Origin of the sequence: Sporosarcina sp. YIM B06819, assembly GCF_033485175.1 — a bacterium.
Lineage (GTDB): Bacteria > Bacillota > Bacilli > Bacillales_A > Planococcaceae > Sporosarcina.
The window spans coordinates 16,631-37,292 of record NZ_JAWLIQ010000002.1 but is presented as its reverse complement, the minus strand read 5'-3'; the positions used below and the strand labels follow the sequence as shown (position 1 = coordinate 37,292).

The following is a 20,662-nucleotide window of genomic DNA, read 5'->3' as shown; positions in this document are numbered from 1 at the left end:
TTGCTCGGTTTGTCCACTATACATCGTGCTTAACTAAAAATCGGTAACGTAACAATAATCATCGTTAAGAATAATATCGCTACGTAATTCACTGAAAACAGGAACATCATATGTGCCCATTTCAAATCGTCTTTTGTTGTAAACCCGGTTAAACTCGCAATCAACCAGCCAACATTCAATAAAGTCGCAATGACAATAAAGACTGTACCAAGTGACCCTAACAAAAACGGCAATGGAAGTAAACAAGCTACATAAACGACAATTTGCCGCTTCGTAAACGCAAAGCCACGAACAACGGGCAGCATTGCAACTTTTGCAGCTTTATACTCATCGTATTTCTTCATAGCAATGACAAATGTATGTGGCATTTGCCAAATAAATAAAATTAGCGCTAGTACAATTGGTACAATATGATAACCGGGCGCGATTGCTGTCCAGCCAATTAACGGCGTCACGGCGCCTGATACGCTACCAATGACTGTATTCAATGTATATTTACGTTTTGACCACATTGTATACAAAATGACATAGACAAACCAACCAATAAATGCGTAAATAACAGCTTCAAACGTTGTAAAAAACAACACGATAAAACCTAAAAATGATAAGGCAATGCCCAACGTCAAAACGGTTTTTAAAGAAATATTGCCCGTAACCGTCGGACGTTTTTTCGTGCGCTCCATGACCGTGTCAATATCAACGTCATACCAATTATTAAGAATTAATGCACCTGCCATTACCAACGTGCTTCCTGCCATTGTTAGCAAAAAGACTTCCCAATTAGCCCCGAGAGTCGTATTCGAAAAATACAATGCTAACCAAAATCCAGTAAGAACGGGCAAAACATTTGCAATTAAGACGATTCCCTTAAACAGTGATTTTAAATCAGCAATTTGGGTGGCAATCGATCGTGTAGATTTCTCTACCTTCTGCTGAGAAGGTATCATAACTTTAGTCATCTATTCTTCTCTCCTCAAAATCGCCAGATGTTTTCCAATGTAATGAATGCTCAAAATCGGGGACACTGACATGCTTGCATTCATTTTACTATTACTCTGCAATGAAGACAAAGAAAATTGTTCAGTTCGTTGAAGAAAAAGTGAAGTCCCAGTTAAAAAGTTCAAAATTTGACACTTGATTTATAATCAAATGTATACTATCCCTTATTCACACGCGTATTGATTAAACCGAAAATAACATAATCAAATACTAGGCACTACATGTACTGTTGCTTCTGGATCGCTTGGGTTAAACGACTTCTATACAATAACCGTGCTATTTTTATGCATAGGGATGCGACTGCGCCGCATCCCTATGCATTTTTTCGGCAATCGTATGGCGGTCGTTCACTCGCCGCTCTCCAAAAACGCAGATACACGAAGGGCTAATGCTTTTGGGGAAGAAGGAATTGAGTGCTTCTTAACTAGAGAGGGCCGCCAAAGATACAATTTTGGCAGCCGAATCTATTACCATGATCTTTTCTATTTTTATTTTGAGAAGTGTCACTTTTTCATAAAGCTTGCAACAAGTAAAGTAGAAACAACTTGTACCTAGTACAAAAGTGCCCGAAATTGTATCTTCGGGCACTTACAATCTTTATAAAAAGTCATCTATTCTTTTCTTTCCACGCAACTGCATTTTTTACTAAAGCAATGTAGGTACGCGACAGGCAACTATTCATAATAGGATGACCGAAAAAAGCATGGCTAGAAATGACGAAGTCGTTTCTAGTCATGCTTGCTCCTCGGGGGAGGAATTATGTCGTGAATAGTTTGCCGAAAGCGAACCGGAAATGATATAGAGAAAGAGATGGTTTTCAAGCCTCGCTTACTTGTGATTTATGCAAGTAAATGGTTAACTAATAGAAGTGCCCTATTCTACTTTATTGAGTACAAGAGACCTATACACACAATGTAGGATATATGACCATTTCATGATACAATCGAATTACTAAAGCTAGATAAAGGAGATGAATTCATGCAAGATCATAAAGGGATTTTACTAGAAAGCGGTACAAATGAACTTGAAATCGTTGAATTTGAAGTAGGCAACAGCAAATTCGGCATTAACGTTATTAAAGTAAAGGAAATAATTCAACCGATTCCGATTACATTTATCCCGCATGCTCACCCACATGTAGAAGGTATTATTCAACTACGCGGCGAAGTTTTACCCGTGGTGGACATGGTCAAAGTACTTGGCCTCTCTACAGATAATCGCAGTGCTGAACAGAAATTTATTGTTGCTGAATTTAACAAACAAACGGTCGTTTTCCACGTAGACAACGTATCGCAAATTCATCGAATTTCTTGGGAGCAGATTGAAAAACCTTCTGAAATGTACCAAGGCGGCAATTCACAAATTATCGGCGTCATTAAATATCAAGGTCAAATGATTCTACTGCTTGATTTTGAAAAAGTCGTCGTAGATATTAACCCCGATACAGGCATTCATATCGATGCTGTAAAAAAATTAGGTAAACGGGAACGTTCGGATAAGAAAATTGTCATTGCGGAAGACTCCCCGCTACTTCGTAGGCTATTATCTGACACATTGTCTGAAGCCGGCTATGTCAATCTTGAGTTTTTTGAAAATGGTCGGGAAGCTTTTGACCATTTGGAAGCCCTCGTCGGCAAAGGTGGGGATATTAGCGAACACGTACAGTTTGTCATCACCGATATCGAAATGCCACAAATGGATGGCCACCATTTGACTAAGAAAATCAAAACACATCCAGTGTTATCTAAATTACCGGTTGTTATTTTCTCCAGTTTAATTACGGACGAGCTTCGCCATAAGGGTCATCAAGTCGGCGCAGTCGATCAGATTAGTAAACCAGAAATTGCAGAGCTAATTTTGAAAATTGATAAGCATATTTTATAATACAAATTGTCCTAGTATTCTTTTGCCATACTTCGATTGTGCTAGCATCAAAGAGCCTTTTTTCAACCAGTTCACTTTGCACGATTTCATTTCCCTCACTGTTTTTTTGAAATAAAAAAAGAGGACAACAAATGAAAACAACGCTATGCTATTTAAGGAGAGATGAAGAAATGGATAAGAAAAATCTCAATTGTCAAAAGGAATCCCAATTAACAGGTGACCAATTAGCTAGTTTAGCATTACCAATCATTCAATCATATAAAGTAGACGCAGAACCTTATCTATGGACGATGGATGAATCAACTAGATTTGTTATTCCAAATACAGACGACTACTTAAAGCACTCAAGACTAAAAGAGGTTGTAGAATTAGTATCAGCTGAATTCTTAGCAAAAGAAATCCCTACAAGGGTAGAAATAAAAAAAGTATATGCCGAAGAATCAGAAGTATCGTCTAAAGATATAGTAATAACTTTAGATAGAAACAATCCAATTATAAAAGAGATGAATAGTGAAGAAGCTTATTCAATTAAAATTGGAGCCCAAGGAGTAAAAATAGTTGCTGCATCAGAAAATGCTGCTCTATATGCATTACGTACAATACAACAATTAATGATTACTAATAAAAATAGTTTAGTTTATGGAACAATCATTGATTATCCTAATTTATCAGAACGACGCGTTCATATTGATATGGGCAGAAAGTATATTTCAAAAGATTGGATTATTCAACATATAAGACAATTATCATACATGAAAATGAATACAATCCAACTTCACTTTTCAGAGAACCTAGGATTTAGAATTGAAAGTGATTTTGATCCAACAATCGTTTCACAGGATGGATATTTGAAAAAGTCGGAAATAAAGGAAATTCTAGTTGAGGCTAAAAAATATGGAATAAATATTATACCTTCTTTAGATACTCCAGGTCATGTGGAACATATATTAAAATCACATCCAGAATATGGACAAATAGATAAAAACGGTAATAAGAGCAAAGTAGCATTAGATGTAACAAATCCCGAGACAATAACTTATATAAAAGGACTTTATAGTGAGTTTATGGAATTATTTGAAGGCACTACCGATTTTCATATAGGCGCTGATGAATATATGGAATTCGATAGACCACCATTTACTTCAGATTATAAGGTAGTTTTAGATGACTATGCATATGAAACATTAGGTTCAGGATTTACTTGGAAAGATGTAATGGCTAATTATATTAACGAAATAGCTGCCCATGTATATGATGGTGGCTTTAAACCTAGAATTTTTAATGATGGCATTTATTATGGAGAAGATAATTTAGATGAGGCAAAGCAACAAATACAACTCAATGATTATATTGGTATCGATTTTTGGTCGCAAATGAGTTGGAATCCTAGTATCGCAAAACTAAATACATTTATAGAAAAGGGACATAAAGATATTTACAATCTAAATGCCGGATATTTTTATTATGTATTGAGAAATGATGTACCGCAGGATGGACGTGAACAACATTCATTTGATTTCTTAAATCAAGATAGAAGAATATATGATGAATGGACACCTGGTAAATTTGATAGAAATACCGTTGACGATCATTCAGACTATATTAAAGGGGCATCTTTAGCTATATGGAATGATAATCCAGACATAGTTGGAGAAGACGTAATAACTGAAGATATCGCAAAAGAATTACGTTCCTTGGCAACAAAATCTTGGAATAGTAAAAGTAATGAAGTAACTGACTTTCATACATTTGCAGAGAATTGCCTAAGGTTAGGCAATGTTGCTGGATTTGAAAAAGGTAGTAAATTACCTGAAGTTCAACCAGTATTAGCCATAGGTGAAGTTAGTATAAAGTGAAACCAATATGAAAAAGAAGGTAAGTTTTCGGGCAACAAGTTAATCATAAAAAAGCGTTTAATTGGGGATGTTTTGGGGGCAAATGCCCCCAAAACTCTTAACGCCGTCTTACCTTAGCCGTCTCCCAAGTGTTTTCAAGCCACTGATCAAAATCAGCGCCCTTATCACCTTCATACGTGTCATACAAATCTAAACGCATCTTTTTCAGTTTTTCTTTAAATTCTTCATACGTATGATCCGCTGGCAAGCTTTTTTTGATTCTCGACCATACTTTATTTGCATCTTTAATTAATTCATGCTCATTTCTTGCAGGTAATTGAACATCTTCACCAAACTTTTTCAGTTGACGATAAGCAGCTTCTTGTACTTTATAGACCGCGTCGTTTTCCATTCTAAATACGAGTACATCGATCACTCGTTTATGTTTCCACTGACCTAATTCTTCAATCGCATCCAAACGTTCTCTCCAGTTTGATGTTCGGTTGATTGATTTTTTTAATTCCTCATAATTTGGCGGTAATTCGTTTTTTATTGACAAAGATTCCAATCTCCTTCTGATTCGCAATACTGTTTTCCTCAAGATTACTTGAACTTGTATTGTACCACACTAATCCATTAGGCTTATGCATTTTTGCATACAAACTTTGAATTGTATTGATGCAAGTCAAACAAACAGCGCAAACCAACTATTTAATTGGTTTGCGCTGTTATATTATGAACCCATTTTTCTGCGTGCGCTACTTACTTTTTTGGCTTGTTGACTTTGCATTTTCTTTGCAGATGAACCTGCATTTCCTTTAGCGTTGTTAGTAGCCGTATTATTTTTCTTTGCTTCTAACTGTTTTTGGATAGCTTCTTTTAAACTCATTTTTTTCTGTTCAGTCATTGTATATCCCCCCATTGTTTCTTTTATTATACCCCAAATTTGATCAATTCATAGATAATACTTTTTTCGCATCTTCCCGAAGGGTTTCCAAGCGCTTACGATCTTCGATACGTTGCATAGATTGCTCTTCTTTTACTTTTTTATATTCATCAATTCCTGACACAATCGTATCCCACATATTTTCAATTGTTTCCATTTTAATGCTAGAGCTACCTGAACGCTGTGCTATTTCAATGCTCTGTTTCATAATATCACTCGTCACATCTTGTAACATCTGATTAGCCCGATCTTCAAAGGCATTTAAAGAATCAGAATGCACTTTTTGACGTTTAGCACTAACCGTATTGATGATACCCATTTTAAAAATCGGAATGGTCGTCACAAAGGCACTATTAATTTTAGCGACTAAATCATTGTTCCCTCTTTGCATCGTTTTAATTTGCGGGGCAGCAATAACGGCAACCATACGCGCTTTTTCTAAATCATCAATCTTACGTTCTAATAATTCTTTCACAGCCACTAAGTTTTCTAGTTCCATTCGTGCCATTTGGTCGCCATTTTCTACTTTTTGCTGACATTGTGGGATTAATGTTTGCATTACTTCGTCTAACTTAATTTCCGCGGCTACCACATATTTCTCTAATTCAAAATAGTATTCCACATCTTCTTCATAAAGTCCTTCTAATTCACGGTTAGATTGCTTAAGTTCTTCTTCAATAATAGCAAATTGACCATGAATCTTTTCAATTTCGCTCCCCAATGTCTGATACTTTTTAAACATTGCTTCCGCTTGTTGCTTGGCACGTTTAAATAATTTATCGAGAAAGCTTGGATCTTTCGTAATTTCGTTACGATCAAATCGTTTCATCAATTTTTCCAACTGATTGAGTAATTCTCCCGAATCATCCAATTTTGACATCGTCATCGTGTTCAAAATACGATCCGAAAAGCGAGACAAGCGATCTGCAGGCTCTCTGCCAAGCGATAATAATTCCGTTTGATCTCGAATGTCCATCTTGCTTACAATTTGCAATACTTGTGGTTCTTGACGTAATTGGAGTCGTAATTCATTGGCTGATTGTTCAGTTAAACCGTCTTTTTGGAGTACAACTGGCATTGTCACTGTAAAATCCCCCATCTATTTATGATCAGAAAAAATATTAATGAATTTCTTAAATATCGATTGCTCTTTTGCTTGGTATTCTTGATATTGTTGCTCAAACACCATATCCTCCAACCAATGCACATCATAGTTAGTAGGATCAATAAATTCTTCAATATCTGTATGCCCCGCTGGATTATAGAGAATAATGTCTACCCCAAACCGATTGAGAAATTGCAGCAAAGCCGCATCTTCACGACAAGGTGCACCATTCGTTTCCATATTATATAAAACAAGTCGAGGTACTTCTTGAGAATAGTCAAATCCTTGTAGTAATTGCAGAATTTCTTCTGGTAGCATACTCGCTTGTTTAAAGATGAATAACTGCAAATCATACGCTGATTCATGAGCCAACTTGATCAGTTTAGGATGTTCACAGCATTCTTTTATTGTATAGGCAATGGCATTTTGCAAGCCCGCATACAAATGTCCATAGCGCCACCAATTACTTTTTACCATCTTATCGGGTGATAATGAGCCGTCCCGATCTAAGGATTGCTGATAATGAAAATGATAATTGGCTTTTGTTGTTTTGGCATAAGGAAACTGGAGAATAGACAACGCATGCTTGTCACTCGTTAACTGATGCATCCGTTGCCAGTAATCCGCTCGATCAGTCGACATCCCTTGTATTTTTGCGAAAACAACAGGAATCGTTACGCGATCTTCATCAATTTTGAAATCCGGTCGAATCATGGCCTTCTCTTTTGAATAAATAAAGACATCATCATACGTCATACGCAACGTCAGTGCAGCGGGAATATGCTCCCTAAACTGCCATGGCTTAAAAACACCCGATCGATGGTCATTCAACATCTTTTCCAGCTGTTTATTGGCACGATACGCTACGGTCGTTTCTCGATCTCTAATTTTTGTTGGAAAAGGTTGCAATTGTCCTTTGTCAGGATAGCTATAGACAACAGAAAATTGATTGTCCGGATCTACTTCTGCAAATAAATCTTCCGCCCCTGGATGAAAAATAACGACATCACAGCCGAATTCCATTAGCAATAATAAAAAATATTTTTGACTACTTGATAATTCACCATACCAAACGACTTTCGGGAAATCCTCACCAATTGTTAAAGACTCAGACCATTTCTCCCAGTGATTTTTTAACCACTTGACAATATCAATGAGAAATCTACGGAATTCAGGTGACTGTAAGCCGCTATTTTGTCGTCGTTGGAAATAATCAACAATTTTCAACGTAGATAACTGCACATGGTAGTTAATCGCAGGATCCTTGTGCTTCGGTATTAGATTTTTCCCATACATAAAGGCAATTAGCCGATTAACAGACAGGCCCTTTGGCTCTTTTTGGTGAAGGACTAGAATTTCCTGTATCGCTTGAAAGTCTTGCTTATCAATGGTTTTATCTAAATCTTCGCTTAAGACATGAATGAATGGTTTACTGTGCATATCGAACAAGGAATTATAATATTCATCTTCAACTAAAGGAATTCCTAAGACACGCAAGCCTATTCGGTTAAATCGAAAAGTCGTGTCATTGACTACATAGGATGGTCTATCCCGAGTTGTCGCAAGAAATAGTGCCAACCAATCCGTTGTTGAAGTATATAAAATAGGTTCTATTTGCAGATTGCTCACCTAACGCTCTCCCTTCCACTAAGATCCATCACACCACACCATATGTACAATTGAGCCCCTTTTACTTCTTTGTCGTCATTTCCAACAAATGACCTAACAATTGTTCTGTTGACGCTGCACCCATTTTTGTTAACCACGTCATTTTCGAATCATTTTCTTGCCTCTCAAATAACTCACCATGCATAGGACTAAAGCCAATGGCTGCTTGCATCAGCATATCATAGTCCATGAGTGAATCTCCCGCCGCAACATGCATATCGTAATCCACATAATTTTGCAAATGGGCCACTGCAAACGCTTTGTTTAATTGGTTAGGAAGAATATACAGTTTTCTACCATGGAGAAACAATCGCCATCCGATTTCAATGATTTCTTTTTCAAACGCGAAAAGCTCTTCATACGGAATACACTGTCGGTTGACATGAAACGTAAAGAATAAACCATCCATATCAAGTTGTTTTTCAATCCACTCTTCGTGACGAATTCTGGAAAATAAGTTTAATAGGTCTTCTTTCGGAAGTGCTGTCGACGCTACTTTCTCGCGAATCAATTGCCCCCACACGGCATCGGGTTTACCATCCACTAAAATCGTGCCACCATTACTCGTGATGGCATATTTAGGCTGAATCCACTGTTGAAAGGCATGGATTCGTTCGTATTGATAAATAGCTCTCGTTGTGACAGGTACAAATAGATGGTTTTTATGAAACTGTTGTAACAGTTCGATAGACCGCCGCGACATAAAACCAATCGCCTTACCATCTTTATATTCAATCGCTGTCACTGCACCGTGAATAGGATATTTTTTCATCATAGCTGTTGAATAAATTAAGGTACGATCTAGATCTGACGTAAATAATATCAAGGAAGACACTACCTTTATAACTCTTTGATAAGGCCGCAGCAAGAATACGACATTTCTGTAAACTCTTCAATAGGAACATTGCGTTCTTTAGCAAGCATCATAATATGCGTTAAATCATTGGCTAGGACAGGATTCACAAGGATTTTCCATGGTACTCTTCGAAGTAATACGCGCGTTGTTTCCCCAACACCAGGTTTAATAAAGTGTTGATTGTCAATAGCAAACCTCTGTTGAATCAGCTCAACGGATTGTAACCCTTTCCATGAAGGTATAGCATCTTCTTGCTCAATTGCCTCTAAAGCTTGCTGTACTTCACTTTGCACGTTATCAAATTCATGTTCAACAGTATCCACATACAAATTTGAAACATCCACATCCGCCAATTCTTTATAATATTTAGCCCCGTGAAAATCACCTTTGTCCATAAAATTATAATTTAATACGGTTCGGCTCACTAGTCCAGAAACGGTTGAGTTCAAACAAGCAGATGGAATTAAAAAATCATCTCTTGTGCCATAAATTTGCACACAATGACCTGGATCTGCTAAGACCGCCAGACTTGCGTCAATTTTGTTAATGTGGGTAGCATTATAATTCAAACAGGCTTCCTCTAACTCGGTAGCAATCGCACCTTTTCCTGTCCAGCCATCGACAAATTGGATTTCCGCCTTGGCATGCTGCTCAAAAATGTAATCAATCGCTCTTTCATCAATACCACGCCCTCGGATAATAGAAATGGAGTAGTGAGGTACTGTAACCTGATACTTACGCTGTAAGTATCTCTTAATTAGCACACCAATTGGTGTACCTGCTCTGGCTAAACTAACTAGTACTAATTCGTCTAGGCCATTGCGTCTTTTGATTTGCTCGGCTACGACGCCAACAGCCACCGCAATTCGTTTAGCGTACAACTCTAATGTATCGTGGAACAAGGAAATATAGTCTTCATTTGGCTGATATTCTACAGGAAGCATTTCAGAATAATGAGTCCCCCCCTGAATGAGTCCTTCTCTTTCTTCAGTTGCTGTTTCTATGACAGAATGACCTATATCGCGCAGTAAAAAGATGACATCGTCTTCTCCGTAACTGCCCATCTTATCTGGATTCGCTATTGATGTAAGCATGTGCTAGATCCCTCTCTCTATTCAAACTGCTCTGTCATGGTGACGATCGTGACATATGGAATTTGTGTTTTCCTTAACTCTTTTAGTAATGTATCTAACCCGTTTACAGATGACATTCTTTCAACAATAATAAAAATCTCATCATATTGATGCGGTTTAATATTGTATAGATGATTTACTACACCTGTGTTTTCAGGACTATCAAAAGTAAATTTGTTTTGAATAGTATAAGATTCCCTATCGATTTGATAGATTGGGCTGCGAGTAGTGGCTTGGAAATATACATTTGAACCCATATAAGAGGCTATTTGCATGGGTACATACATGAACTCTCCAGTTCCTACGACTAATGTCTTAGCCCCTCTTCGTTGCCTTTTGATATGACAAGCGGCCATTTCAAGCTGACGTAAAAAGGTGTTATCTTCTTCAATTGTATGTCCAAATCGCCCCGTTGCAGTTAGATAAGGAGAGGAGTTGCGACTACCATTTGCACTGATTGACGTAACGCGTTCGAGTAACTCATTAGCCATAAATCCTTTCATGGACACATAAGTTAGCTCTTGTATGCTTTCCGAAGCCGCTTCAACAACGCTTTCTTCTAAAACAGGCTGGCCTGTAACAGTGACGTCACCATCTACTAGTGTAACAGCGTGAATAGTGATGCCTAATTCCTTCTCCAGTTGACGATATCTTTGTCGATGTTCTACTGAACGCCAGTCCAAAATAGACACTACTGTAAATATCTTTTTGGAAGGGTATGCAGCTACAATCGTCTTAATAATATTGATGGCAGTCTTTCCCGTCGTGATTTCATCGTCGACGAGAACGACTTCGCTATCATCTTGGAAGAATTGTAAATCCCGTGCATAGACCCGATGACTCGTAGCGTGTGAATGTTCTTCCTCGAAATCGATGATAGATGTGCGCTCATTGATTTGTTCTCTTGTTGTATGAATGTATTTTGCATTATTGTTAAATGTGCTAAAAACAGCGTGACCGAGTGCTGTCGCAGTTTCCGCAAAACCAATAAATGTAGTAAGCCTCGGAAGTGCAATAGGCTTATTCCGAATGGAAGCTAGCAGTTGCTCTGTTTGCTCGTTGGTTTGAATTGCCTGTGCGATTGCAGTGGCACGCGGATCATTAAGACCATGAACGACTTCCATATAGCGCATGGCCAATAAACTACCTACTAGCAAAGGTGTATGGGGATTGACCGCAAGATGCTTACCCAATACCTTACTAACAAACAGAAAGCTTCTTTTTTTGTTAATACGTGTAGCCATTTGAAATAGCTCATCTAACTGGAATTGATAAGGATTTTGATGTACCCCAACTTCCACAGTTAAATCATCCACTATGTGGTAAGTTTCTCTTGTTGAAAGAACACTCGATGTCATACTCTCACCTCGTAAAGCGCCTCTTGTGGTTGCGTATCTATGATTAAACTCGTAAAATCTTGATCCTCATTATAAACACCAAAAATACTTGCTTGTTGTAAAATTCGCTTTGCCCAATATAAATGCGGCTTCATTTCATTCATTTTATTATTATATTGGCTCTTCAAGACGCCTACTTGACCTTCGCTATTCGCCATAATGCTCAAAGCATCTAAATACTCTTCATGGCTTACTGTGTAGAGGGAATGGACCGTTTTAATATGTGTTGGGTGGATAACCGTTTTCCCTACAATGCCATTTAATCGATCCAACAACACTTCATTGATCAGTCCATCAATATAGTGGTCGATGATTTCAGTTCGTTTTTGCATACCCGTTCTACCGTAACGCTCTTGGAAGGGTGTCATACGCAGTTTCGATTTTAAAATTCGTTGGTCTTTCGAGAAATACTCCCATACTGGGCCTGAAACGATATAACCATTGTCTTGTCTATTAAAGATATTCAAAATATCTGTCAAACAATCTCGTATAAGTGAAACATCATAAATCGTCGTATCAACATTTCTGCGAATACCAAATAAGCCACAAAAATCCGTAGCACCTATCCGAATATTTAGAATATAGTCACGGTATGAGTCTACTAGTTCTTTAATATTCAATAAGGTTTCGATTCTTGTTTCTTTGTAGATAATGTCAGAGGACTCTAAAATAGGCATGCCATATAAGAAAATATCATCACGATTGTTTTCTTTGAGGATAGCTAAGTATTCTTTGCCTGTTTCATATGAAAACTTCGGGAAAACATACCCTGTTAAAACGCGTTGATAGTTTCCAAACTGAGCCGTTATCCGTTTCATTTGTTGTGGAGTTCTTACGCGAACAAAAATGAGTGGTAAATCGTCTATTGTAATTAGTTGTTTTCCTAGTGCATCGTACAACGCCTTCATATGTTCAAACAATTGATTTTCTGCCTCTTGTAATTGATGGTCGCCAACTGCATCTTCCAAATCAATGACCATTGAGGTCAATTCCGAAAATTTATTGTCAATCAAATCTTGGGCGATGCTCTTCTTAGTTGCAGGCATATATAACGTTGCGCCAAGCGCATATGAAAGTGTTTCTTTATCCGCATATTTTGTAAATGATTCTGGCTCTTTAAAGAAAATCTCGCGTTTTCTTTCAGGCGTTTCATAATCGAAGTGCTTCATATTTATCCCCTCTCCATGTTAACCGCGTTCATTTGCATCGTAAAAATATCGTAACGAAAAAAGACTACTGCTTTTACAGTAGCCAGTCAACAGGGATATTTTTTTAGTTGTTAAATTCTCTTGTAAAGCAGTCTTTTCTCGCATGACACCTTGAATAGTACTCAATGTAATGAGAGAGGGTAAAACCCTCTCTATGATTGATTATGCGTCCAGTCCATATGCATGAACGAGAGATTGAAGTCCGCCTTGATAGCCTGACCCCACTGCATTAAACTTCCAGTCATTTGCATGCCTGTAAACCTCACAAAATACAACCGCCGTTTCAACGCTAAAATCTTCACCAAGATCATAGCGAAGAACTTCTGCTCCTGTATCTTCGTTAACTAGTCGAACATAGGCATTTGAAACTTGACCAAAATTTTGACGACGCAACTCTGCATCATGAATGGTGACGGAAATTGCAATCTTATCTACATCTTGAGGTACTTTTGACAGGTTGATGGTTAAGTACTCATCGTCTCCATCGCCTTCGCCTGTCCGATTATCCCCCGTGTGAATAACCGAACCATCGACGCTTTTCAGGTTGTTGTAGAAAATAAAGTCTAGTTCATTACGGCATTTACCGTTTGCATTTAACAAAAATGCCGAAGCATCGAGGTCATAGTCCTGTCCGCCATCGAATTGTTTAACATCCCAGCCTAAGCCGATACCAATTTTTTGTAAAGTAGGATCATTTTTTGTTAAATCTACACGCTGACCTTTACTTAATTGAATTGCCATAAATGATATCTTCCCTTCCATCGTGCAAACATTTTTTGACGTCATTGCACCGTATTAACCTACTTGTAGACCAAAATCGTTACATAGAGCAGCTAAACCGCCTTGGTAACCTGAACCTACTGCACTAAACTTCCACTCGCCATTGTGGCGATACAATTCACCCACAACAACAGCCGTTTCAATACTGAAATCTTCGCCTAAATCATAACGAATCAATTCAGCGTTTGAATCTTCATTGACAATACGGATAAATGCATTAGATACCATACCGAAGTTTTGGTTTCTTGCTTCCGCATCGTGAATCGTCACCGCAAATGAAATTTTTTCAATATTAGCGGGGATATCTTTGATAGCAACCTTCACTTGTTCGTCATCGCCATCGCCATCGCCAGTTAGGTTGTCACCTGAGTGAACAACTGCACCATTAGCGCCCGTTGTATTGTTATAGAATACGAAGTCCTGTCCACCTGAAACTTTGCCATTAGCGTCTAATAAGAAAACAGATGCATCAAGATCGAAGTCTTGGCCGCCATCATATTTGTTAACGTCCCATCCAAGCCCAACAACCACTTTAGATAGTCCAGGATTTGTTTTTGTTAAATCAACCTTTTGACCTTTTGCTAGAGAAATTACACCCATTAAAAAAACCTCCGATTAAATTATAGTTGTCTTACACGTATTCCATTTACCTTTTCACTGAAATCTTTTGCTGATTCCTGACAGGTTTTGGTCTGTTGTACCATCGCCAACAGCTCCAAACTTCCATTCTCCATTATGACGATAAATTTCGCCTGTTACGAGTGTTGTTAGGCCTCCGTAGTTGTCAGACAAATTATATCGTAGCAACTCAGTGCCTGATGTTGGATCTACTACTCGGATATAAGCATTTTGAATCATACCAAAATCTTGTTTTCGTTTAGCACAATCATAAATATTCACAACGAAAACTAGCTTATTAATACGTTCTGGAACCGATTTCAATTCCACCATGATGACTTCATCGTCGCCAGCGCCATCGCCTGTTGTATTATCGCCAGAGTGGATCACTGACAAACATGCACTTTTTAAGTTCCCAAAATACACAAGATCATTTTTATTGACGAATTTATCGTCTGTTAACATAAATACAGAGGCATCACAGTCAATAGCTGGTGCTGATTTAAAAGCTCCAAAGAGCCCGCCGCCCTTCGATTGAACCGGATCCCATCCTAAGCCCACCTGAATGCGATTTAAACTTGAATTCCCTTTTGTCAAATCAATCTTTTGACCTTTTTGTAAGCTGATAGCCATTCGGTTATTCATCTCCTCATTTTCACTCTACTGTGAATTTAATCATATGAAATTATCATACCAACCAATCATTCATAGCGCAAATTCTAATACAAAATTGTGCCTGCTTCGTACAAGCACTTATATATACGCTGTACCCTTGAAAAAGTTTCATTTTTTTATTTATCCCCTTGAGTCAATTTCATAATCAAACAAGCAGCCTTAAATCCGAACAAGGTTGATTTCCACTCCAGGCGGACGCTTTCCGCGGGCTTGGCTTCAGCCAATCGAACAGCGTAGGGTTCGATTTGCCGTATTTCTGCGTTCTTTGCGGAAATTAAGGCATCCTGCTCTCAACGCTTCGCTTTTGTTCGCAAAAGCCGCCTTGCGTTCCAATCAACGTGAGTAAAACATCATAGTAACGAATATTTAAATTAGTCATTGTAAAATCGTTCGTCTTTTTAATCAAAATAAGTAATTATGAAATTGATCCCCTTAACTAATTCAATATCATTTCCCTACATATAATAATGAATCGCGAACATTCGTCAAAATCTACTCATTTAATGTCTAATTCGTAGAATTCGCGTTCACATGATTGACACAAAAACTATTTTGATGTTAAATGAATAAGGCTCAACTAATTAGACATCTAAATAACATAGCCATATGCTCATTATTACGGGGCATTGAATAGAAAGAGGAGGAAATATCGTGGGTACGAAAGTGAACAAGTTTCATTTTGCATGGCTAGTTTTAATAGGCTTATGCATTACAGTTGGTCTAGGTAAATCTGGATTAAATAATTCGGCAGGATTATTTTTGTCACCAGTATCACAAGACCTTGGTGTTGGAATAGGAAATTTAACATTGTATTTTAGTATAGCCTCAATTGTTACAATGGTATTTTTACCAATTGGCGGAAAACTTATGGCTAAGTATGATACGCGTGTCTTACTAAGTATTGCTATTATTTTACAAGGCGGAGCTTTTGCTTTATTCGGTTTAATGAATTCTGTATGGGGATGGTATGTACTATCAATTCCTTTAGCTGTCGGTGGCGTACTGATTACGGTTTTAGCCGGACCAGTACTAGTCAATCAGTGGTTTAAAAAGCGTAGTGGTATGGCATTAGGGATTATTACAGCTGCTGGTGGTTTAATTGGAGCTTTCACACAACCACTAATTGGACAACTAATCGGTAGTCAGGGCTGGAGAAGTGCCTATATTATAGTAGGGATTGCAGCTATTATTATTATTGTTCCTACGATTGTCTTGCTGTTAAGAAAATCTCCAAGTGACAAAGGCTTAATGCCTTATGGTGCAGAAGAGAATGAAGCAAGCGATAAAGGCAAGGAGAAAAATTCCAACCAAAGCGGAATTACATTTGCTGATGCAAAAAAATCAATAGCATTTGCTTTATTAACACTGTTCTTCTTCTTCATTACATCTATTGCAAGTTTCTCTATTCACATTCCATCTTATCTTATGAACCAAGGATTCAGTATAGAGTTCACTGGTAATGTAATGGCCGCAATGATGGTCGGGGTACTTGTCGGTTCCATTCTATTCGGTTATTTAATCGATAAAATTGGTGCTAAAAATACGGCTGTAATTGCGATGACTATCGGTTTAGTTTCTATAATGTTACTGTTATTCTTCGTTAAATTTACAGTTGCTATTGTCGCGGCTGTAGGACTATTCGGTTTTGTTTCAGCTTCAATCGGAACGATAGCTCCTGCAATCACTTCTGCGTTGTTCGGAAACCGTGATTACAGTCAAATTTACTCCACTGCATCTGTTGGTTTAGCAGTTGCAGGTATTATTGCTTTACCTTTATACGGGTATATTTTCGACTTCACAGGAAGCTATACACTCGTACTTTATACATTGATTGCGATGCTCATTACTAATATCGTTTGTGTATTCATAGCCTTCACGAACAAAGAGAAAATGGTGAAAGCCGGTTTATGGAAATAATGATGATTGAAGCCTTCTGAGACATTTCAGAAGGCTTTTTTCCATGGGAAAAACCGCTCCTGTACCCATCTGTACACCCTTCCATTCCAATAAAAGAAGTGACTAACCACTCCGCCCTGCTTCATCACTTTTTTGGCAAGCAATCTAACCTCTCTTTGTTCATTCACTTTCCGATCCGATAAGTAAACGCCCAATAGTCCTCGATTGATTAGTTTATGGAACTTCTGATCAGGTAGCTCGCTTGTAAATTGATCAGCTTGCTGTAAAAAATGAATCAAGCGATTACATAACTCTTCATCATTGGCATAGTAAAAACAAAAATTCAAATCGCCGCCCTTGCGATCTTCATCCTGATCAATAAAATAGTCCAATAAAATATGCAGCCCTTGAATATAAGGAAAATAACCACCCCTAATCATCTCCGCATGGCACGCTTCAAAATCACTGCGGAGCGCATAGGATACAAGACAAAAAACACCTAATGTAGAGCCGGAACAAGCTGAAAATTCATACCACTTCATGTCAGGCAACGACTGCCTATTTTTTTCATACCAATTTTTTAATCTTTCTTCACGCTCATCTATACAAACATGTTTATGAATTTGTAAATCACAATAATACCGGCAAAGTTCAAGCAAATATGGCTTAATCTTTTCATAGTTTGGCATTTCTCGTAGCACAGACTGACAGGCTTGCACCAACTCACCTAAATAGCCACCATCATCCCGATCTTCACGATAGCGATAATATGATTGTAGAGGGGCATCGACCGTTAGAGCATCCTCCATCGACTCATGCAAAGCTGCAAAGTCTTGTGCGTCTAGTGACGTACTTCTGTCGCATAGGTTATCCAAGTAATCACTGATGGTCTGGTAAGCGACGATAAACTTGATAGCAGCATCCTTCTGTCCGAGTGCAGTCAAAGCCATAATGGACCCACCTTCACAGTGGAACGTTTTGTTGGCTATACTTGCCAGCGCCTGTTCCCTTAGTTCTTCATTCGGAATATCTTGTGCCCGTTTTTTCCAATAAGTTAACTCGTCATGTACAACAGGCATAATGTTACGGTACACTTGGTTCATTAAAGATAACGGATGTAAAGGTAACGTCATTTTCCAACACCTCATTTTCTTCGAAAATTATTATTGTAAAGAGTTGTCATACTAAATATATTGTAATTAGAATATATTGAAAAGTACTGCATAATATTTTATTTTTAATAATAGTATTGACAGGACAAAGTAATACTTTATATTTATAAATGAGTCAATTTTATAATCGCTCAACACTTGTCTGATCTAGGTTATACCGTTCATTCAATTAAGTAGCATCCCACAATGAGAGGAGTGATGATTGGGTTGGAAAATAAGCTGAAACTGTATGGCTTTAACAACCTCACCAAAACACTTAGCTTTAACATCTATGATGTGAGCTATGCAAAAAGTGAGCGAGAGCAAAAAGATTATATTGCTTATATTGATGAGCAATATAATTCTGAGCGACTAACTAACATCCTGTACAATGTAACGGAAATTATTGGTGCACATGTACTCAATGTCAGTAAACAGGATTACGATCCTCAAGGCGCCAGTGTAACCATCCTAATATCGGAAGAGTCCATTCCAGTTGGTCTGATTGATGCGTCCTGCAATCGTGGTGAAGTCGATATTTTAAAGACACGTGACTCAGTTGTGGGCCACCTAGATAAGAGTCATGTCACGGTGCATACGTATCCGGAGTATCATCCAGATAACTCGATTGCCACTTTCCGAGTTGATATAGAAGTTTCAACATGTGGTGAAATTTCACCATTAACCGCCTTAGACTATTTAATAGGAAGTTTTGACTCCGATATCATTACAACCGATTACCGCATACGCGGGTTTACACGTAATGAGCGAGGAAAAAAACTGTTTATCGATCATAAAATGACATCCATTCAAGATTATATTGATAAAAATACAATGAAAAAATATGATGCGATTGATGTCAATGTTTATCAATCGAATATTTTCCATACAAAGCTGCTTATTAAGGATATTGATTTACAAGATTATTTATTCAACAGAGATGTCTATGAAATTCCGCCGAAAGAAAGGCTTCATATTACGAATAACCTGCGCAGAGAAATGATTGAAATCTTCAGTGGGACAAATATATATGAAGAAGTAGAGCTACCGAAATGACGAAATATTCACAAGACAAAGCCCCGATCATGGAAGCCTTGAATCGGTACAAATCAATGCGCGTCGTCCCTTTCGATGTACCTGGTCATAAACGTGGCCGAGGCAACGACGCGTTAGCTGCATTTTTAGGTGAACAAGCCTTAAGCATGGATGTCAACTCCATGAAGCCATTGGATAATTTATGTCACCCTGTTTCAGTCATTCGAGAGGCAGAGGAATTGGCGGCGGAAGCCTTTGGTGCTAAACATGCCTTTTTCATGGTCAATGGCACCACTTCTGCTGTTCAAGCAATGGTCATGACTGCCTGTAAAGCCGGGGAAAAAATCATTATGCCGCGTAACGTCCATCGTAGCGCCATTAATGCACTCATTTTGAGTGGCGCCGTTCCGGTCTATGTCAATCCTGGCGTAAACAGTGAATTAGGTATCCCTTTAGGTATGTCCGTCGATGAGGTGAAGCAGGCGATTTTGGATCATCCAGATGCCAAAGCGATTCTCATTAACAACCCTACCTATTATGGAATTTGCTCAAATTTACAAGCCATCACAGACCTTGCACATCAGCATCATATGCTCGTCCTCGTCGACGAAGCACATGGTACACATTTTTACTTTGGTGAAGATTTGCCCGCATCTGCTATGTCAGTTGGCGCTGATATGGCTTCCGTTAGTATGCACAAATCCGGTGGTTCATTGACACAAAGCTCTTTTCTATTAATTAATAACGGAGTCAGTGAGGGCTATACCCGCCAAATTATTAATTTGACGCAAACGACGAGTGGTTCATATTTGTTACTGTCATCTCTGGATATTTCACGCAGAAATTTAGCGCTAAACGGCAAAGACATATTCAGAAAAGTAACCGAGATGGCGCAATACACCAGAGATGAAATCAATAAAATCGATGGCTATTACGCATTTTCAAAAGAGTTATTGAACGGAGATACAGTCTTTGATTTCGATGTCACAAAACTATCTGTTCATACGCTTGATATTGGATTAGCAGGTATTGAAATATATGATATTTTGCGTGATGAATATGATATCCAAATTGAATTTGGTGATATCGGTAATTTGTTGGCTTATATCTCTGTCGGTGACCGGCAGTTAGATATTGAGCGTTTAGTCGCAGCATTGGCTGAGATAAAACGCAGATATGCGAAAGATAAAACTGGGCTGTTTGATCATGAATATATTAAACCACAAGTGATTTTAACGCCTCAGCATGCATTTTATGCACCTAAGGAAAAGCTTCCGATTGAGAATAGTTCAGGCCAGATTTCAAGTGAATTCGTCATGTGCTACCCTCCAGGTATTCCTATTCTGGCGCCGGGTGAACGAATCACAGATGAAATACTGGATTATATTCGCTACTCCAAGGAAAAAGGATGTTTCTTAACAGGAACAGAGGATAGCAAGATAGAAACTATTAATGTCGTGAAGGAGGAGTGCTAAC

18 protein-coding genes are annotated in these 20,662 nt (G+C 38.1%); 5 read left to right on the top strand and 13 right to left on the bottom strand.

Annotated features, from left to right (window positions below; translation table 11 throughout):
• Positions 1–29: 29 nt before the first annotated feature.
• On the bottom strand, positions 30–959 hold the full coding sequence (cyoE, locus tag R2B72_RS01680) for a heme o synthase (RefSeq protein ID WP_318614404.1): 930 nt from the start codon (positions 957–959) through the stop codon (positions 30–32).
• A 1,018-nt stretch (positions 960–1,977) separates the two neighbouring features.
• Between cyoE and R2B72_RS01675 the strand changes: the two genes are divergently transcribed.
• Entirely contained in the window at positions 1,978–2,883 is a 906-nt protein-coding gene (locus R2B72_RS01675) for a chemotaxis protein (protein ID WP_318614403.1), read from the top strand.
• 170 nt (positions 2,884–3,053) lie between these two features.
• Entirely contained in the window at positions 3,054–4,739 is a 1,686-nt protein-coding gene (locus R2B72_RS01670; RefSeq protein ID WP_318614402.1) for a glycoside hydrolase family 20 protein, read from the top strand.
• Between the two features lie 97 nt (positions 4,740–4,836).
• On the opposite strand, the gene R2B72_RS01665 is transcribed toward R2B72_RS01670, so the two are convergent.
• The 11 genes from R2B72_RS01665 to R2B72_RS01615 form a co-directional block, all read right to left on the bottom strand.
• On the bottom strand, positions 4,837–5,286 hold the full coding sequence (locus tag R2B72_RS01665; protein ID WP_318614666.1) for a HEAT repeat domain-containing protein: 450 nt from the start codon (positions 5,284–5,286) through the stop codon (positions 4,837–4,839).
• 165 nt (positions 5,287–5,451) lie between these two features.
• The gene (locus R2B72_RS01660; protein WP_203247742.1) at positions 5,452–5,625 is read right to left on the bottom strand and encodes a hypothetical protein; all 174 of its coding nucleotides are present in this window, start codon (positions 5,623–5,625) and stop codon (positions 5,452–5,454) included.
• Positions 5,626–5,668: 43 nt separating this feature from the next.
• Positions 5,669–6,742, bottom strand: a complete 1,074-nt coding sequence (locus R2B72_RS01655) for a toxic anion resistance protein (RefSeq protein ID WP_318614664.1) — start codon at positions 6,740–6,742, stop codon at positions 5,669–5,671.
• A 21-nt stretch (positions 6,743–6,763) separates the two neighbouring features.
• Positions 6,764–8,398 carry a YceG family protein gene (locus tag R2B72_RS01650; RefSeq protein WP_318614401.1) on the bottom strand — a complete coding sequence of 545 codons (1,635 nt, stop codon included), beginning with the start codon at positions 8,396–8,398 and terminating at the stop codon, positions 6,764–6,766.
• 61 nt (positions 8,399–8,459) lie between these two features.
• Positions 8,460–9,263 carry an HAD family hydrolase gene (locus tag R2B72_RS01645; RefSeq protein ID WP_318614400.1) on the bottom strand — a complete coding sequence of 268 codons (804 nt, stop codon included), beginning with the start codon at positions 9,261–9,263 and terminating at the stop codon, positions 8,460–8,462.
• A 14-nt stretch (positions 9,264–9,277) separates the two neighbouring features.
• Entirely contained in the window at positions 9,278–10,387 is a 1,110-nt protein-coding gene (locus R2B72_RS01640; RefSeq protein ID WP_318614399.1) for a cysteine protease StiP family protein, read from the bottom strand.
• Between the two features lie 17 nt (positions 10,388–10,404).
• Complete coding sequence (locus R2B72_RS01635) at positions 10,405–11,784, bottom strand: phosphoribosyltransferase family protein (RefSeq protein WP_318614398.1); 1,380 nt, start codon at positions 11,782–11,784, stop codon at positions 10,405–10,407.
• The gene (locus R2B72_RS01630; protein ID WP_318614397.1) at positions 11,781–12,992 is read right to left on the bottom strand and encodes an HpcH/HpaI aldolase/citrate lyase family protein; all 1,212 of its coding nucleotides are present in this window, start codon (positions 12,990–12,992) and stop codon (positions 11,781–11,783) included. Before R2B72_RS01630 ends, R2B72_RS01635 begins: the two co-directional genes overlap by 4 nt.
• 201 nt (positions 12,993–13,193) lie before the next feature.
• A complete protein-coding gene (locus R2B72_RS01625; protein WP_318614396.1) occupies positions 13,194–13,772 on the bottom strand; it encodes a TerD family protein in 579 nt (192 codons plus the stop codon).
• Between the two features lie 54 nt (positions 13,773–13,826).
• Positions 13,827–14,411: a TerD family protein gene (locus R2B72_RS01620; protein ID WP_318614395.1), complete on the bottom strand. Its 585-nt coding sequence runs from the start codon at positions 14,409–14,411 to the stop codon at positions 13,827–13,829.
• A 54-nt stretch (positions 14,412–14,465) separates the two neighbouring features.
• A complete protein-coding gene (locus R2B72_RS01615; protein ID WP_318614394.1) occupies positions 14,466–15,062 on the bottom strand; it encodes a TerD family protein in 597 nt (198 codons plus the stop codon).
• A gap of 693 nt (positions 15,063–15,755) precedes the next feature.
• On the opposite strand from R2B72_RS01615, the gene R2B72_RS01610 reads away from it, so the two are divergent.
• On the top strand, positions 15,756–17,021 hold the full coding sequence (locus R2B72_RS01610) for an MFS transporter (RefSeq protein WP_318614393.1): 1,266 nt from the start codon (positions 15,756–15,758) through the stop codon (positions 17,019–17,021).
• A 26-nt stretch (positions 17,022–17,047) separates the two neighbouring features.
• Here the strand turns inward: R2B72_RS01610 and R2B72_RS01605 are convergent, their stop codons facing one another.
• Entirely contained in the window at positions 17,048–18,133 is a 1,086-nt protein-coding gene (locus R2B72_RS01605) for a tetraprenyl-beta-curcumene synthase family protein (RefSeq protein ID WP_318614391.1), read from the bottom strand.
• Between the two features lie 237 nt (positions 18,134–18,370).
• Between R2B72_RS01605 and speD the strand changes: the two genes are divergently transcribed.
• Both speD and R2B72_RS01595 read left to right on the top strand, forming a co-directional pair.
• Entirely contained in the window at positions 18,371–19,207 is an 837-nt protein-coding gene (speD, locus tag R2B72_RS01600) for an adenosylmethionine decarboxylase (RefSeq protein WP_318614662.1), read from the top strand.
• Entirely contained in the window at positions 19,204–20,661 is a 1,458-nt protein-coding gene (locus R2B72_RS01595) for an aminotransferase class I/II-fold pyridoxal phosphate-dependent enzyme (protein WP_318614390.1), read from the top strand. Before speD ends, R2B72_RS01595 begins: the two co-directional genes overlap by 4 nt.
• Position 20,662 lies beyond the last annotated feature (1 nt).